The sequence below is a fragment of the Massilia sp. Bi118 genome (genome assembly GCF_918697865.1).
Classification (GTDB): Bacteria; Pseudomonadota; Gammaproteobacteria; order Burkholderiales; family Burkholderiaceae_D; genus Telluria.
The window spans coordinates 238,484-254,981 of record NZ_CAKKMV010000007.1; the positions used below are offsets into that span (position 1 = coordinate 238,484).

A 16,498-nucleotide genomic window follows, 5' to 3' on the forward strand; every position below is an offset into this window, starting at 1 on the left:
CCATGACCGTCATTTTGCCAGCACCGCTTTGACAGCCGCCACGGCGCGCTCGACGTCGGCCTTGCTCATGGCATTGAACATCGGCAGGGTCACGGTCAGGCGGCCGATCTTCTCGGAAACCGGGAACATGCCTTCGGTAAAGCCGCGCTCGCGATACATGGTGAACAGGTGGATCGGCGCGTAGTGGTAGCCGGTGCCGACATTGTGTTCCTTCTGCAGGCGGGTCATGAACTCGGCGCGGGTGCCGGGGCCGTTGTCCGGCAGGATGATCTGGAACAGGTGCCAGTTGCTCGTGCCGAAGGCCTTGACCGGCAGCTGGGCGCCGTATTTCGCTTCGAAGTCGTCGCCGAAGCAGTCGAAGTAGTGCTGGGCCAGCGACGCGCGGTGGGCGGTCAGCTTTTCCAGGTTCTTCATCTGGCCCAGGCCGATGGCGGCGTTGATGTCGCTCATGTTGTACTTGCCGCCGAGCACATCAACGTCGATGCCGTCCACGCCGCTGCGGGTCACGCCCTGCAAACGGTATTTCTCGGCCAGGCGCGCTTCGTCCGCATTGTTCAGGACCAGGCAGCCGCCTTCGCCGGTGGTGATGTTCTTGTTGGCCTGGAAGCTGAAGGAGACGAAGTCGCCGAAGGAGCCGATCGGCTTGCCCTTCCACTGCGAGCCCAGGGCCTGGGCCGCGTCTTCGACCACGCGCAGATCGTGCTTGCGCGCGATGTCGTACAGGCGGTCCATGTCGACCGGCAGGCCGGACAGGTAGACCGGGATGATGGCCCTGGTACGCGGGGTGATCGCCGCTTCCAGCTTGTCGAGGTCGATGTTGCGGGTGACCGGGTCGATGTCGGCGAACACCGGGGTGGCGCCCACTTCGATGATGACGTTGGCCGTCGCCACCCAGGAGATCGGGGTGGTGATCACTTCGTCGCCCGGCCCGATGCCGGCGATGCGCAGGGCGATCTCCATGGTGCAGGTGCCGGAATTGAAGGTGCGTACCGGGCGGCCGCCGAAGTACTCGGAGAGCAGGGCTTCGAAGGCCTGGTTCTTGGGACCGGTGGTGATCCAGCCGGAGCGCAGCACCTCGCCGACGGCGGCAATGGTTTCTTCGTCGATCGTGGGCCGGGAAAAGGGCAGGAAGGGCAGCTCGGCAGTCATGGGAAGGGCTATCGGTTCGTAGATGTTATCGGTGGAAATGCGGATGTCATTTTATCAGCCTGCTCGGCCGCGGGACGCTCAGGAGCGCGCCAGTACGACCACGCCGATCAGGATCACGGCGATGCCCAGCATGCGCTGCGGCGAGATGGTTTCGCCCAGGAACAGCCAGGCGCCGACCGCGGCCACCACGTAGCCCAGCGAGAGCATCGGGTAGGCGATGCTCACTTCGGTGCGCGACAGGCCCATGATCCACACCACCAGCGACAGGCCGTAGCAGGCCAGGCCGCCGAGGATGGGCAACTGGGTGGCGACCCGGATGAAGGTCTCGAAGGCGTTGCCCATCGTCAGGTGGATGGCGCCGCCGAGGGCGTTGGTGCCGGCCTTGAGCAGCACCTGGGCGACGGCGTTCAGCAGCACGCCGGAAATGATGAATGCGAAAGTAGTGAGGTTCATGACTTATTGATAAGGGCGATCACCGGGTAGCGATCACGGTGCGGCGCGCGTCGCCCGCGACGACGCGCAGCGGCACGCCCTGGCGCTGGAACTCGGCCACGAATTCCGGACGGACGATGGCGATGCTCGTCACGCCGGCGGCGGCGTCGGCGCGCCAGCGCTCCAGGAAGGCCGGGATGGTCGGGATGCCCAGTTCCGGCTGCTGCTCCAGGCCGAAGGCGAATTCGTCGGTGTAGTCGACCAGGGTGACCGGGCGGCCGAGGTAGAAGGTCAGCGACTGCTCGTAGATGCCGACCGAGTACACGCGGGTAGCCGGGTTGGCGGCGCCGGCCGCCTTCATGGCGGGCAGCAGCCCGGCGCCGGCGCGCACCTGGCCGATCGGCTCGAAGCCAACCAGCAGCAGCTGCACGCCCGCGAAACCGGCGATGGCCAGCACCAGCACGGTCAGGTCGCGCTGCATCTGGCGCGTGTACAGCATGGCCAGGGCGCCGCCGATCAGCAGCACCAGGCCGGCCGCCAGCACCCAGGGCTGGTAGGCCGCGTACAGCACGTCCTCGCCCGGATGGCGGGCCAGCTTGAGCATGAAGGGCACGAAGCCGAGCAGGCCCGCACCCAGCAGGGCGGTGAGGCCGGCGGTCAGCATACGGCCGCGGCGGCTGCCGTCTTCGAGGTAGTTGGCGACCAGCAGGGCCACGGCCGGGAACACCGGCACGATGTAGCCGGGCAGCTTGGAATTCGACTTGGTGAAGAACAGGATGATGAAGGCGGTCCAGACCAGCAGCATCAGGCGCGGCTTGAAGCGGCCCGGTTCAAGGGTGCGCTTGGCGCCCAGCCACAGGCTCTGCACCAGCACGCCCACCCAGGGCACGCTACCGGCCGCCAGCAGGACGAAGAACACGTACCAGGCGGCTTCGCGGTGGTGTTCCTTCTTCAGGAAGCGGTCGAAGTGTTCGTGGATGAAGAAGAAGTGCGGCTGTTCCGGATTCTTCAGACCGACCAGCACGAACCAGGGCGCGGCGATCAGGAAGAACAGCAGCAGGCCTTTCACCAGGTGCAGCCGGGTCCAGATCGTCCAGTCGCGGGAAAACAGGGTATAGAAGACCAGGATGCCGCCCGGCAGCACCAGGCCGATCAGGCCTTTCGCCAGCACCGACAGGGCCATGCCGGCCCAGCACAGCAGCATCCAGTTGCGCTGTTCCGAAGGCGTCGCCTCGTCGCGCTGCGCGATCAGCAGGGCGCACAGGGCGATCGTCATCATGCTTGATAAGCTCATGTCGACCGAATTCACCTGGCTGCAGATGACCCAGTACAGCGAGGACGCCAGCACCAGGCCGGCGTAGAAGCCGACGCGGCTGCCGAACACGCGCATGCCCGTGTAGCCGGTCAGGCCGACGCCGAGCAGGCCGCACAGGCCGGTCCACAGGCGCGCCTGCCATTCGCCCAGACCAAAAATCTCGAAGGTCAGGGCGTTCATCCAGGTCTGCAGCGGCGGCTTCTCGAAGTACTTGATGCCGTTCAGGCGGGTGGTGATCCAGTCGCCGCTGGCGAACATCTCGCGCGCCATTTCGGCGTAGCGCCCTTCGTCGGGAGGGACCAGGGTCCGCATCTTCAGCACGCCCAGCAGGACGGCGGCAAACGCGAGGAACAGGGTCCAGACGAGCGTCTTGTTCTTGTGCAGTTCTCTCATTCGATGATCAGCGCCAGCGTTACCTTGCGGCCTTCGCCCATCAGGATGTTATAGGTGCGGCAGGCGGCATGGCTGTCCATGCTTTCCACGCCCACCTGCTTGCTAAAGAGGCTGGCGATGAGGCGCGGGTGCACGAAACGCTGGCGTTCGCCGGTGCCCAGCACCACCACGTCGGGCGCATCTAGAGCGATCTGCTCGAAATGCTCGGCAGTCAGGTCTTCGAAGCGGGTCACGTTCCAGGGACGCGGCGGCGTCTCGGGCATCACCAGCACGCTGTAGTCGTAGCGCTTGGCGTTGATCTCGACGCCGGACTGGTCGTAGCCGGTGACGGTCTGGTATTTTTCGGTATTGCTGGTATGTAGCTTCATAGGAAAGCCATGGCAAGGATCGCAAGCCGCGTATTGTAACTGGGTTTAGTTGCAACGCCAGCCGTCAGTTGCTTAATCCCGGCGCTTTGGGCAGAATGGGATTTTTCGCATTGCAACAATTTTATTTTTGGCAGGGTGACATTTTGCGACCGATCCTGAAATCGAACAAGCTGGATGACGTGTGTTACGAAATCCGCGGCCCCGCGCTCGAGAAAGCGCGCCAGATGGAGGATGACGGCCACAAGATCATCAAGCTGAACATCGGCAACCTGGCCGTGTTCGGTTTCGATCCGCCGGACGAGATCGTGCAGGACATGATCCGCAACCTGCACGGCGCGGCCGGTTATACCGACTCGAAGGGCATGTTTGCACCGCGCAAGGCGGTCATGCACTACACCCAGGAAAAGAACATTTCCGGGGTCAAGATCGACGACATCTACCTGGGCAACGGCGCCTCCGAGCTGATCGTGATGGCGATGCAGGGCCTGCTCAACAACGGCGACGAGGTGCTGGTGCCGACCCCCGACTACCCGCTGTGGACGGCGGCGGTCAGCCTGGCCGGCGGCAATCCGGTGCATTACGTGTGCGACGAGCAGGCCGGCTGGATGCCGGACATCGCCGACATGCGCAAGAAAATCACGCCGAACACGCGCGCGATCGTCGTCATCAACCCGAACAACCCGACCGGCGCGCTGTATTCGCGCGACGTGCTGCTGGAGATCGTCGAGCTGGCGCGCCAGCATGGCCTGATCGTCTACGCCGATGAAATCTACGACAAGACCTTGTATGACGGCGAAGAACACGTGTCGATGGCCTCGCTGGCCGACGACGTGCTGTTCGTGACCCTGAACGGCCTGTCGAAGAACTACCGTTCCTGCGGCTACCGCGCCGGCTGGATGGTGGTGTCCGGCGAGAAGCGCCATGCGAAAGACTATATCGAGGGCCTGAACATGCTGGCCTCGATGCGCCTGTGCGCGAATGCGCCGGGCCAGTTTGCAATCCAGACCGCGCTCGGCGGCTACCAGAGCATCGCCGACCTGGTGGCGCCCGGCGGCCGCCTGGCGCGCCAGCGCGACCTTGCGCACAAGCTGCTTACCGATATTCCGGGTGTGTCCTGCGTCAAGCCAAAAGCGGCGCTGTACATGTTTCCCCGCCTCGACCCCAAGATCTACCCGATCGCCGACGACCAGCAATTCATCTGCGAGCTGTTGTCCGAGGAAAAAGTCCTGCTGGTGCAAGGCACCGGCTTCAACTGGATCGCCCCGGACCACTTCCGGCTGGTGTTCCTGCCCAATTCCGACGACCTGACGGATGCCTGCGGCCGCATCGCGCGCTACCTCGACGGTTACCGGCGCCGCCACGCGCGCTGAGAACGACAGAACAGAATAGAAACTATGAAACCCATCAAAGCAGGCTTGCTAGGCGTCGGCACCGTCGGTGCCGGCACCTTCCACGTCCTCCAGCGTAACCAGGAAGAAATCCGCCGTCGCGCCGGCCGCGGCATCGAAGTGGCGATGGTCGCCGCCCGGGATCTCGAACGCGCCCGCCGTGTAATAGGGCTTAAAGGCGGCGGCGAAGACGTCGAAGTGGTAGGCGACCCGTTCGCGGTCGTCAACAACCCGGACATCGACATCGTCGTCGAGCTGATCGGCGGCTACGAACTGGCGCGCGAACTGGTGCTGCAGGCGATCGCCAACGGCAAGCACGTGGTCACTGCCAACAAGGCGCTGCTGGCCCTGCACGGCAACGAGATCTTCGAGGCGGCTCAGGCCAAGGGCGTGATGGTGGCCTTCGAGGCCGCCGTGGCCGGCGGCGTGCCGATCATCAAGGCGCTGCGCGAAGGCCTGAGCGCCAACCGTATCGAGTCCGTGGCCGGCATCATCAACGGCACCACCAACTTCATCCTGTCCGAGATGCGCGACAAGGGCCTGGACTTCGGCACCGTGCTGAAGCAGGCCCAGGAGCTGGGCTATGCGGAAGCCGATCCGACCTTCGACATCGAAGGCGTGGACGCCGCCCACAAGCTGACCATCATGGCGGCGATCGCCTTCGGTATCCCGATGCAGTTCGCCAGCAGCCACATCGAGGGCATCAGCCAGCTGCAGGCGGTCGACATCCGCTACGCCGAACAGCTGGGCTACCGCATCAAGCTGCTCGGCATCACCCGCCGCACCGTGGTCGACGGCGCCGAGGGCATCGAACTGCGCGTGCACCCGACCCTGATCCCGTCCGCGCGCCTGATCGCCAACGTCGAAGGCGCGATGAACGCGGTGCTGGTGAAGGCCGATGCGGTCGGCACCACGCTCTACTACGGCAAGGGCGCCGGCGCCGAGCCGACCGCCTCCGCGGTGATCGCCGACCTGGTGGACGTGACCCGCCTGGCGACCGTCGATCCTTACCAGCGCGTGCCCCACCTGGCTTTCCAGCCGGCCGAGCTGGCCGACCTGCCGATCCTGCCGATGGAAGAGATCCGCACCGCCTACTACCTGCGCGTGTACGTGCAGGACCAGCTGGGCGTGATGGCCGACCTGACCCGCATCCTGGCCGAAGCCGGCATCTCGATCGACGCCGTGCTGCAGAAGGAACCGGGCGAAAAGGCCCGCACCGACATCGTCATCATCACCCACCAGACCCGCGAAAAATTCGTGAATGCGGCGATCGCCAAGATCGAGGCACTGTCCACGGTGGTCGGCAAGGTCGTGCGGATTCGCCTGGAAAGCCTGGGCTAATTCGGTAGCCCGGCCTGCCCGGGACGCTCGCCGGCGCCGCCTGGCGCCGGGCTCCAGCAACTGAAAAAGTCGTCGGCGAATTCGTCGACGCACTGGGGCGGCTCCGCGGCGTGGCTGTCGAGCGGCGCGGTCGTGAGGGCGAGCAGGTCCTGCTCGATCTGGTCGAACAGCGCATCGGCGGCGCTGTAGTCCTGGAGGCTGTAAGCGTGACGGGTCGTGTTCATGTGCGAATTCTAACCGCGCTGCAGCGCACAAGAATGCGTGTCCAGAATAGGTCTTGTGCTCGGTCAAGCGCCTAAAGTTTTGCCGTCTCGCATATTTGTCGGTGCGCAATATGCGTTTCCAAACAGCTCCTGTTTAGCAGCATTTGCCGATACTAAAGGGCCTGTCTGGCAGTCCTTGCCATGCTCCGCGCTGGCCGCCGGTTCAGGTTTGAGAAAGCACAATGTCGTCCGTGTGCGGACGCGCAACCGCCGCCGCGGCGAAGCGCAGGCTCACCTTCAGGCCGCGGCCTTCGCCGGCGCTGCCCATGGCCAGGGTTGCACCATGCAAGGTGGCAATATCGCGCACGATGGCCAGCCCCAGCCCGGTCCCGCCGGGATTGGTTTCCAGCGCCGCCTGGGCGCGGTAGAAGGGCATGAACACTTTCTCGGCCTCCTCCTCGGCAATGCCTGGGCCGCTGTCCTGCACTTCCAGCAGCACCGCATCCATCACGCGGCGCACGCGCAGCAGCACGCTGCCCCCGCGCGGCGTGTACTGGATCGCATTGTCGGCCAAGTTGCTCAGCATTTCGTGCAGCAGCAGTTCCTGGCCCAGCACCGTCGTGTCCTCGCCGTCTTCGGCTTCCAGCGCCAGGTCGATGCCTTTCTGCACCGCCGGCAGGGCCAGCTCCAGGCCGACCTGCTGGGCCAGCGTCGCCAGCGAGACCGGATGCGATGGCGTGCTGCCGCTGCCGTGCTCGATGCGCGCCAGGGTCAGCAGGCGGTTCGCCAGGTGCACGGTCGAATCGGTGGTGGCCGCGATCGAGCGCACGATGGCCTGCATCGCGGCCGGGTCGTTCTCGCGCAGCGCCAGCTCGGCCTGGGTCTTGAGCACCGTGAGCGGGGTGCGCAGCTGGTGCGAGGCGTCGGCGATGAAGCGGCGCTGGCTGCCGATCAGGGTCTGCATGCGCGCCATGGTGCCGTTCATCGCCGCCACCAGCGGCCGCACTTCGCGGTGCACCATGCTGGCGTCGACGTCCGACAGGTCGTCTACCTTGCGCGTCTCGACCACCTGCTTCAGGCGCATCAGCGGCTGCAGCACCAGGCGCACCGCGAACCACACCAGGGTCGCCACCGCCAGCACCAGCAAAGCCTGGCGCAGCAGGGTATTCACCAGGATCCGCCGCGACAGCGCGCGCCGCGCATCCAGGGTCTCGCCGACCTGGATCAGGGCGATGCCGCGCATCGAATCGTCGTACACCGGCTGCAGCAGGGCGGCGATGCGGACCGGCTCGCCGTTGTAGTCGGCATGGTAGAAGCGCACCAGGGCCGGGTAGAGTTCCGAGCGCTTGACGCTCTTCGGCACCGGCGGCAGGTCGTCGTAGCCGGACACGGTTTCGCCGTTCAAGCCGCCGACGCGGTAGTAGATGCGGCCCAGGGTATCGGTCTCGAAGCTGTCCAGCGCCACGTAGGGCACGTCGGCCACCACCTTGCCGTCGCGGACCGAGACCCGTTCGGCCAGCGCGCGCGTGGACGCCAGCAGCGAGCGGTCGTAGGCGATGTCCGCCGCATCGAGCGCATCGCGGTACAGCGACACCGCGTTCAGCGCCACCAGCACCACCAGCGGCACGATCAGCCAGCGCAGCAGCTGGCCGCGCAGGCTGCCGGGGGAGCGGGGCGTCTTCATCGCTAGGCCGCCGGGCGTTCCTGCAGCAGGTAGCCGATGCCGCGCAGGGTCGCGATGGCGGCGCCGCCGTCGGGGCGGCGGTCGAGCTTCTTGCGGATGCGGTGGATGTAGAGCTCGATGGCGTCGAGGTTGGCGTCGTCGTCGAGCGAGAACACTTCGTCGAACAGCTTTTCCTTGGACATGGCGCGGCCCGGACGCGAGATCAGGGCTTCCAGCAGCGCGTGTTCGCGCGGCGTCAGCGCCAGCGGCTCGCCGCAATAGCTGAACATGCGGCCGACGGTGTCGAAGCTGAGCTGCCCGCACTGATGCACCACCGCCTCGTTGCCGACGCTGCGGCGCAGCAGGGCTTTGACGCGCGCTTCCAGTTCGGCCAGTTCGAAGGGTTTTGCCAGGTAGTCGTCGGCGCCCAGGTTCAGGCCCTGCACCCGTTCTTCGAGCCCGCCGCGCGCGGTCAGGATCAGCACCGGCGTGCGGCCGCGGGCGCCGCCGCGTGCGCGCAGGCGGCGCAGCACGTCCAGCCCATCCATCTTCGGCAGGGTCAGGTCCAGGATCACCAGCGCGTAGTCCTGGGTATGGAGCAGGGCGTCGGCGTCGGCGCCGGTGGCCGCGCATTCGACGCTGAGCTTGGCGTCGCGCAGGGCCTTCGACACCCAGTGCGACAGTTCGACGTGGTCTTCGACTAACAGGATTCTCATCCCGCCAGTGTAAGCGCAAAGGCAGCCCCGCGAAAAGCGCCGGGCTTGCCGGCTTCGTCTACGTGTTTTCCACAGTCGGGCGTTGAAAGCTGATTGAAAGCTTGGCACGCATATAGTTGTTGCAAACAGAGCAGTCGCTAAAAGACTGCGAAGAATTACAACCACCGGAGACACCATGAAGAAGTCGGCCCTCGCGCTCGCCGTCCTGGCAGCGCTTTCCCTGAGCACCACCGCCCACGCACAAACCAACGTCCAGGTCTATGGCCTGATCGACGCCGGCGTCGAGCACGTCAACCATGCCGCCGCCAACGACGGCAGCGTGACCCGCGTGGTCTCGGGTGGCAAGAACACCTCGCGCTGGGGCTTCCGCGGCACCGAGGACCTGGGTGGCGGCCTGAAGGCCGTGTTCGGCCTGGAAGGCGGCATCCTGCTCGATACCGGCGCCCAGGACGGCGCGCTGTTCAAGCGCCAGGCCTACGTCGGACTGGACGGCAGCTTGGGCCGCGTCGTGATCGGCCGTTCCTTCACCACCACCTATGACCTGGTGATCAAGGTCGACCCGATGGGCTTCGCGCCCAACTATTCCTGGGCCACCAGCGGCAACGCCACCGGCCCGTCGAAGTACGGCATGACCACCGCTTTCGACAACCTGATCAAGTACACCGGCAAGACCGGCGGCTTCGTCTACGGCGCCACCATCGGCCTGGGCGAACAGGCGGGCAGCCCGTCCGACGGCCGCAAGTACGCGGTCGGCGGTTCGTGGACCGGCAGCGGCCTGCTGGTGATGGCCTCCTACGAGCAGGTCAACGGACTGAACGTGGCCGCCACCGGCCGCCACGACGAAACCACCGCCTTCCACGTGGGCGCCGACTACAGGACCGGCCCGTGGCGCATCGACGCCGCCATGCGCGGCTACAAGCTGGAGTCGGGCAAGGCCGCGACCCCGGACGTGCGCGGCGACACCTACTGGGCCGGCGTCAGCTACAACCCGAATGCCTGGACCCTGACCGGTGCGGTCTACCACGTCAACACCAAGAACCTGGCTGCCGACAAGGATGCCGACCCGACCATGCTGGTGGTGCGCGCGATGTACGCGCTGTCCAAGCGCACCGACCTCTACCTGTCCGCCGCGCATGCGAATGCCGACCACGGCCAGCTGGTGGGCCTGTCGCGCGACGATCCGGGCTTCGCCTCGAACCAGACCGGCATCACCGCCGGCATCCAGCACCGCTTCTGACCCGGCGCCGGCCACGCACCGCTATGATGGGCGCCATGAACATACTGCGCACCTTCCCGCTTCTGCTCCTGCTGCCGTTCCTCGCACTGGCCTGCCCACAGGCCGGTGCGGCCCAGTCCGGCGATGTCGAATGCCTGGTGCCGTCCAAACCGGGCGGCGCGATGGACGTGACCTGCAAACTGGCCCGGAAAGCCATGCAGGACAAGTCCGGCTCGCCGAAATTCAAGCTGACCTACATGCCGGGCGGGATCGGCGCGGTAGCGTGGCACACGATGGAATCGTCGCAGCGCCGCGCCGAGCCGAACACCCTGGTGGCGTTCTCCGGCGGCTCGCTGCTGAACCTGGCCCAGGGCAAGTTCGGCAAGGCCAGCGAGGACGACGTGCGCTGGGTCGCGGCGCTCGGCGCCGACTACGGCATGATCGCGGTGCGGGCCGATTCGCCCTACCACAGCCTGGGCGAGCTGGTCGAGGCGCTCAAGCAGGATCCGCAGAAGGTCCTGATCGGCATGTCCGGCACCATCGGCAGCCAGGACTGGATGAAGATGGCGCTGCTGGCGCGCCAGGCCGGCATCGATCCGCGCAAGCTGCGCTTCGTCGCGCTCGAAGGCGGCGGCGAGGAATTCACGGCGATGCAGGCCGACTACGTGCAGGCGATTTCGGGCGACACCTCCGAAGCCGCCATGTACGCCGGCCCCGGCAAGGTGCGTGTGCTGGCGGTCCTGTCCGAACACCGGCTGCCCGGCGTGCTGGCCGCGGTCCCGACCGCGCGCGAGCAGGGCTACGACCTGGTCTGGCCGGTGATCCGCGGCGTCTGGATGGGCCCCGGCGTGCCGGATGCCGACTACCGGCGCTGGGTCGCGGCCTTCGACCGCCTGCAAGCCACGCCGGAATTCGCCGAGCTGCGCGCCCAGGCCGGGCTGTATCCCTTTTCCCTCACCGGCGACCCCTTGACCCGTTATATCAAACAGGCCGTCCTCGATTACAAACAGAAGGCCAGGCAGTTCAAGCTCGTGCGCGAGCATTGACGCCTGCGCCACCAGGTATCAACCCAAGGAGACAAGACATGCAAACCACGAAATTCATCCTGCGCGCCGCCGTCGCCACTGCCATCGCCGCGCTGTGCGCGGGCCAGGCCCTGGCCCAGGTGCCCGCCGGCTACCCGGCCGCTTACCAGCAGATCGTCGACGGCGCCAAAAAGGAAGCCAAGCTGGTGATCTACGGCGCCACCGACAGCAAGGCGGTCGCGCCGCTGGTGAAAGACTTCAATACGCTGTACCCGGGCATCACGGTCGAGTACAACGACATGAACTCGACCGAGGTGTACAACCGCTTCATCTCGGAAGCGGCAGCCGGCGGCGACACCGCCGACGCGCTGTGGTCCTCGGCGATGGACCTGCAGATCAAGCTGGCCGCCGGCGGCTACGCAATGGCCTATAAATCGGTCGAAGCGGCGAAGATCCCGGCCTGGGCCTCGTGGAAGGACATGGCCTACGGCACCACCTTCGAGCCGGCCGTCTTCGTCTACAACAAGCGCCTGGTGACCGGCGCAGACATCCCGCAGACCCACGCCGACTTCGTGCGCATCATCAGCCAGCCGAAGTTCCAGGACAAGGTCACCACCTACGACATCGAGAAATCCGGCGTCGGCTTCATGTTCATGAGCCAGGACGAGCGCGACTTCGCGCAGTTCAAGCAGCTCGAGCAGGCCTTCGGCACGGCCAGGGTGCGGGTGCAATCCTCGACCGGCACCATGCTGGAGCGGATCTCCTCGGGCGAGAACCTGATCGGCTACAACGTCATCGGCTCCTACGCGCTGGTGCGCGCCAAGACCGATCCGTCGCTCGGCGTCGTGCTGCCGAAGGACTACACGCTGGTCATGTCGCGCGTCCAGTTCATCAACAAGTCGGCCAAGCATCCGAACGCCGCCAAGCTGTGGATGGACTACATCCTGTCCCAGCGCGGCCAGACCGTCATCTCCAACGCCTCCAAGCTGTACGCGATCCGTGCCGACGTTACCGGCGAGACCACTTCGAGCGAACTGATCAAGCAGATCGGCGAGAAGAACATCAAGCCGCTGCCGGTCAGCCCGGCCGTGATGGAGTACCTGGACCCGGCAATCCGCATGGCCTTCCTGAAAGAGTGGAAAGCCACCGCCGGCAAGAAGTAAAGCTTCCTGAAGCACCCGCGGCGGGGCAGGCCCGCCCGCCGCACCCCGTTTTTTGCAGCCTGATCGGACTCTCACATGCCTACCTTCTCACTCCCGGGCGCCCGCCTGAAATCGCAGGGCGCGGACGGCTCGCCTGCCGCGCGCCGCTTCCGCTTCAACTGGCCGCGTACCATCGTGGTGGTGCTGGCCTGCCTGGCGATCTTCCTGCCGCTGTTCCTGATTTTCTACCAGAGCGTCCTCACGGCGCCCTTCTTCATGCCCGACAAGCAGCTCGGGCTGGACGCCTTCCGCTTCATCTTCGACGACCCCGATTTCTGGCTGGCCTTCAAGAACGGCATGCTGCTGGCTTCCGGCCTGGCGGCGATCGCGGTGCCGCTGGGCGGCATGCTGGCCTTTCTGATGGTGCGCACCGACCTGCCGGGCCGCAGCTGGATCGCGCCGCTGCTGCTGGTGCCGATCTTCGTCTCGCCGATGGTGATGGGCTTCGGTTATGTGGTGTCCATGGGCCCGGTGGGCTTCTACACCACCTGGGTGCACCAGCTGCTCGGCATCATCCCGTGGAACGTGTATTCCTTCACCAGCATCGTCGTGATCGCCGGCCTGACCCACGTGCCGCACGTCTACCTGTACGCTTCCTCGGCCCTGAAGAGCCTGGGGTCGGACGTCGAAGAAGCGGCGCGCACCACCGGCGCCTCGCCGTGGCAGGTGATGTTCAACGTGTCGCTGCCGATGATCATGCCGGCCCTGGCTTATGCCGGCGTGCTGGTGTTCTTCCTCGGCTTCGAGGTGTTCGGCCTGGTGCTGGTGCTGGGCGACCCGGAAGGCCACCTGGTGCTGGCGACCTACCTGTACAAACTCACGAATAAATTGGGCACCCCTTCCTACCACCTGATGGCGGCGGTGGCCGTGTGCCTGGTGGCGGTGACCATGCCGCTGGTGATGCTGCAGCGCTGGCTGCTGAAGTCGGCCAACAAATACGTCTCGATCAAGGGCAAGGGCGCGCGCCAGAAGCCGCTCCCGCTGGGCAAGTGGAAATGGCTGGCCATGGCCGTCATCGGCGCCTGGATCATGGTCACCATCGTGCTGCCGCTGACGGGCATCGTGCTGCGCTCCTTCGTCCAGTACTGGGGCGAAGGCGTCAAGCTGGCCGACGTCCTGACCCTGCAGCACTTCCGCGACATCTTCGAGCAGCCGTCGCTGGTGCGCGGCATCGTCAACACCATCCTGATCGGCGTGGTGGGCGGCGCCCTGGCCGTGGTCTGCTACACCGCCATCGCGCTGGCCATGCACCGCAAGCCGGACGGCGTGACCCGCCTGCTCGACTACAGCGTGCTGGTGCCGCGCGCCGTGCCGGGCCTGCTGGCCGGCCTGTCCTTCCTGTGGGTCTTCCTATTCGTGCCGAGCTGGCTGGACACGATGCTGAAGGGGATGGACGCCGGCTGGGCCACCTGGCTGTCCGAGCATTTCATTCCGCAACTGCGCCAGCTGCGTTCGACCATCTTTGCGCTGTGGCTCGCTTATTCGGTGGTGTGGCTGGCCTACGGCATGCGCCTGGTCTCGACCTCGCTGCTGCAGGTCGGTCCGGAACTGGAAGAAGCGGCGCGCGCGGTCGGCGCCAGCCGCGGCCGCGTGACCCGCGACGTCACCCTCCCGCTGATCAAGTTCGGCATGCTGGGCGCCTGGCTGATGGTCTTCCTGATCTTCGAACGCGAATACTCGACCGGCGTCTACCTGCTGTCGCCCGGCACCGAAGTGATCGGCGCGATGCTGGTCTCGCTGTGGGCCGGCGGCTCGACCGACCTGGTTGCCGCGCTGTCCTTCATCAACATCACGCTCGTGGCCATCGGCCTGGGCATCGCGCTGCGCTTCGGCGTCAAGCTGCACAACTAATTTTTGCGAGACATGACCATGAACGTTTTGACCGTCAACGACCTGCACCTCGACTACGGCAGCGGCGCTTCCGCCAACCCGATCCTGAAAGGCGTGTCGATGCACCTGCAGCGCGGCGAAGTGGTGGCGCTGCTGGGCCCTTCCGGCAGCGGCAAGACCACGCTGCTGCGCGCCGTCGCCGGCCTGGAAAGCCCGAAGGCCGGCACCATCGACATCGGCGAGCGCCGCGTGTTCGAAGGCGGCGCCAAGGGTGGACGCGCGCTGGAACTGCCGGCGGAAGAGCGCAACCTCGGCCTGGTGTTCCAGTCCTATGCGCTGTGGCCGCACAAGACTGTATTCGATAACGTGGCCTATGGCCTCAAGCTGCGCAAGATGGCCTCGCGCGCGATCAAGGACAAGGTGAACGAAGTGCTGTCCCAGCTCGGCCTCGGCCACCTGGGCGAGCGCTTCCCGCACCAGCTGTCCGGCGGCCAGCAGCAGCGCGTGGCGATCGCCCGCGCGCTGGTGTACAACCCGCCCGTGATCCTGCTCGACGAGCCGCTGTCCAACCTCGACGCCAAGCTGCGCGAAGAAGCGCGTGCCTTCCTGCGCGAACTGATCGTGCGCCTGGGCCTGTCGGCCCTGATGGTGACCCACGACCAGGCCGAGGCGATGGCGATCTCGGACCGCATCCTCCTGCTCAACAACGGCAAGATCGAGCAGCAGGGCACCCCGCAGTCGATGTACGAGGCGCCGGACACCCTGTTCACGGCCGAGTTCATGGGCAGTAACAACCGTCTGCCGGCGCAGATGGTCCAGCGCAGCGGCAGCGGCGCCCGCCTGCAGGTGGGCGGCCGCGAACTGAACGCGACCGCGCGCGGCCTGGGCGAGGGCAAGGATGCGTCGGCGCTGATCCGCGTCGAGGAAGTCAAAATCGGCCGCAGCCCCGTCCCCAACGGCATCGAGCTGCCGCTGCTGACCTCCATGTACCTTGGCGACCGCTGGGAATGCCTGTTCAAGAGCGGCGATGCGCACGTGCGCGCCTACTCCAAGCACCGCCTGGATCCGGGCCAGTACTGGCTCGAGATGCCGGCCGAGAAACTGTGGGTGTTCTGAACCCGGGACGCCCGCTGCCACTGCGTCTGCCGGCGACGCTGCGCACTTTCCTGCCGGCGCTGGCACTAGCCTTCGTCGCAGCCGAAGCCTGCATCGCGCTCGACACCCCGCTGCCGTGGATGATCGGGCCGCTGTTCTCGACCGCCATCGCCTGCATGCTGGGCGCGCGCCTGGGAGCGCCGGTGCAGGCGCGCGAAGCGGGGCAGTGGGCGATCGGCACCGCCCTCGGTCTTTACTTCAGTGCGCCGGTGCTGGCCGCGCTGGCGCGCAACCTGGCCTGGATCGCGCTGGCGGTCGCCTTCGCGATCTGTCTTGGGATGGCCGCCGGCGCCATGCTGCGCCGCCTGTCCGGCTGCGACGACGCCACCGGTTTCTTCGCGATGGCGGTGGGCGGCGCGTCCGAGATGGCGGTGCAGGCCGAACGCCATGGCGCCGTGGTCGAACGGGTGGCCGCCGCCCACAGCCTGCGCATCATGATGGTGGTCGGCACCATCCCCTTTGCCGTGCGCTGGTGGAGCAGCCATGGCTGGGGCGCCGGCATCGATCCTTTCGTGCCGCTGGCCGCGAACGTGCACATGAAAGGCCTGCTGGTCCTGATCGCAGTGACTTCGTTCGCCGCGTTGCTGCTGAAACGCCTGAAGCTGCCGAACGCCTGGGTGATCGGCCCGCTGCTGGTGGCGCTGGCGCTGACCGCGGCCGGCATCGAGCTTTCGCGCCTGCCGGAGTGGATGATCCGCGCCGGCCAGCTCTTCATCGGCATCTCGCTGGGCACGCGCTTCACCCCGCGCTTCGTGCACACCGCGCCGCGCTACCTGGCCAGCGTGGCCGCCTGCACGGCAGTGACCATGCTGCTGGCCGCCGCCTTCGCGCTCTGCCTGGCCACGCTGACCGGCCTGCACCCGGGAACCATGCTGCTGGCGACTTCGCCGGGCGGCATTGCCGAGATGTCGCTGACGGCGCGCGTGCTGCACCTGGGCGTGCCGGTAGTGACGGCCTTTCACGTGTCGCGCATGGTGGTTGTGGTGCTGGCGATCGGGCCGCTTTATCGGGGCTGGAAGCGGCTGCACTGAGTCTGAACGTGGGCGCTTGATCGGCGACTTCGTGCGGCGTCGCGGCGGAAAGTGAAGCCGAGGGTATCGGA

Annotated in this window: 15 protein-coding genes; 8 read left to right on the forward strand and 7 right to left on the reverse strand. The window is 66.3% G+C overall.

The window, feature by feature from the left end; all coding sequences use genetic code 11:
* Positions 1-9: 9 nt before the first annotated feature.
* From LQV39_RS12715 to LQV39_RS12730, 4 genes are all read right to left on the reverse strand, one after another.
* Positions 10-1,149 (reverse strand): DegT/DnrJ/EryC1/StrS aminotransferase family protein, encoded by a 1,140-nt coding sequence (locus tag LQV39_RS12715; protein ID WP_230026023.1) that lies wholly within the window; start codon positions 1,147-1,149, stop codon positions 10-12.
* Between the two features lie 78 nt (positions 1,150-1,227).
* Positions 1,228-1,602 carry an EamA family transporter gene (locus LQV39_RS12720; RefSeq protein ID WP_230026025.1) on the reverse strand — a complete coding sequence of 125 codons (375 nt, stop codon included), beginning with the start codon at positions 1,600-1,602 and terminating at the stop codon, positions 1,228-1,230.
* Positions 1,603-1,621: 19 nt separating this feature from the next.
* Positions 1,622-3,289, reverse strand: a complete 1,668-nt coding sequence (locus LQV39_RS12725; RefSeq protein ID WP_230026027.1) for a glycosyltransferase family 39 protein — start codon at positions 3,287-3,289, stop codon at positions 1,622-1,624.
* The gene (locus tag LQV39_RS12730; RefSeq protein WP_230026029.1) at positions 3,286-3,657 is read right to left on the reverse strand and encodes an Mth938-like domain-containing protein; all 372 of its coding nucleotides are present in this window, start codon (positions 3,655-3,657) and stop codon (positions 3,286-3,288) included. Before LQV39_RS12730 ends, LQV39_RS12725 begins: the two co-directional genes overlap by 4 nt.
* Before the next feature lie 143 nt (positions 3,658-3,800).
* On the opposite strand from LQV39_RS12730, the gene LQV39_RS12735 reads away from it, so the two are divergent.
* On the forward strand, positions 3,801-5,027 hold the full coding sequence (locus tag LQV39_RS12735) for a pyridoxal phosphate-dependent aminotransferase (RefSeq protein WP_230026031.1): 1,227 nt from the start codon (positions 3,801-3,803) through the stop codon (positions 5,025-5,027).
* A gap of 24 nt (positions 5,028-5,051) precedes the next feature.
* Complete coding sequence (locus tag LQV39_RS12740; RefSeq protein WP_230026033.1) at positions 5,052-6,386, forward strand: homoserine dehydrogenase; 1,335 nt, start codon at positions 5,052-5,054, stop codon at positions 6,384-6,386.
* Here the strand turns inward: LQV39_RS12740 and LQV39_RS12745 are convergent.
* The 3 genes from LQV39_RS12745 to LQV39_RS12755 form a co-directional block, all read right to left on the reverse strand.
* Positions 6,383-6,610 carry a hypothetical protein gene (locus tag LQV39_RS12745; RefSeq protein WP_230026035.1) on the reverse strand — a complete coding sequence of 76 codons (228 nt, stop codon included), beginning with the start codon at positions 6,608-6,610 and terminating at the stop codon, positions 6,383-6,385. The genes LQV39_RS12740 and LQV39_RS12745 overlap by 4 nt on opposite strands.
* Before the next feature lie 202 nt (positions 6,611-6,812).
* Positions 6,813-8,273, reverse strand: coding sequence for a sensor histidine kinase (locus tag LQV39_RS12750; RefSeq protein ID WP_230026037.1), 1,461 nt, complete (start codon positions 8,271-8,273; stop codon positions 6,813-6,815).
* Between the two features lie 2 nt (positions 8,274-8,275).
* Positions 8,276-8,968: a response regulator gene (locus LQV39_RS12755; protein WP_230026040.1), complete on the reverse strand. Its 693-nt coding sequence runs from the start codon at positions 8,966-8,968 to the stop codon at positions 8,276-8,278.
* 175 nt (positions 8,969-9,143) lie between these two features.
* Between LQV39_RS12755 and LQV39_RS12760 the strand changes: the two genes are divergently transcribed.
* From LQV39_RS12760 to LQV39_RS12785, 6 genes are all read left to right on the forward strand, one after another.
* Positions 9,144-10,205, forward strand: a complete 1,062-nt coding sequence (locus LQV39_RS12760) for a porin (RefSeq protein ID WP_230026041.1) — start codon at positions 9,144-9,146, stop codon at positions 10,203-10,205.
* A gap of 35 nt (positions 10,206-10,240) precedes the next feature.
* Positions 10,241-11,230 carry a tripartite tricarboxylate transporter substrate binding protein gene (locus tag LQV39_RS12765; protein WP_230026043.1) on the forward strand — a complete coding sequence of 330 codons (990 nt, stop codon included), beginning with the start codon at positions 10,241-10,243 and terminating at the stop codon, positions 11,228-11,230.
* 38 nt (positions 11,231-11,268) lie between these two features.
* Positions 11,269-12,372, forward strand: coding sequence for an ABC transporter substrate-binding protein (locus LQV39_RS12770; RefSeq protein WP_230026045.1), 1,104 nt, complete (start codon positions 11,269-11,271; stop codon positions 12,370-12,372).
* Between the two features lie 75 nt (positions 12,373-12,447).
* Complete coding sequence (locus LQV39_RS12775; RefSeq protein WP_230026047.1) at positions 12,448-14,262, forward strand: iron ABC transporter permease; 1,815 nt, start codon at positions 12,448-12,450, stop codon at positions 14,260-14,262.
* 18 nt (positions 14,263-14,280) lie between these two features.
* Entirely contained in the window at positions 14,281-15,357 is a 1,077-nt protein-coding gene (locus tag LQV39_RS12780; RefSeq protein ID WP_230026049.1) for an ABC transporter ATP-binding protein, read from the forward strand.
* On the forward strand, positions 15,345-16,427 hold the full coding sequence (locus LQV39_RS12785; RefSeq protein WP_307727845.1) for an AbrB family transcriptional regulator: 1,083 nt from the start codon (positions 15,345-15,347) through the stop codon (positions 16,425-16,427). Before LQV39_RS12780 ends, LQV39_RS12785 begins: the two co-directional genes overlap by 13 nt.
* Positions 16,428-16,498 lie beyond the last annotated feature (71 nt).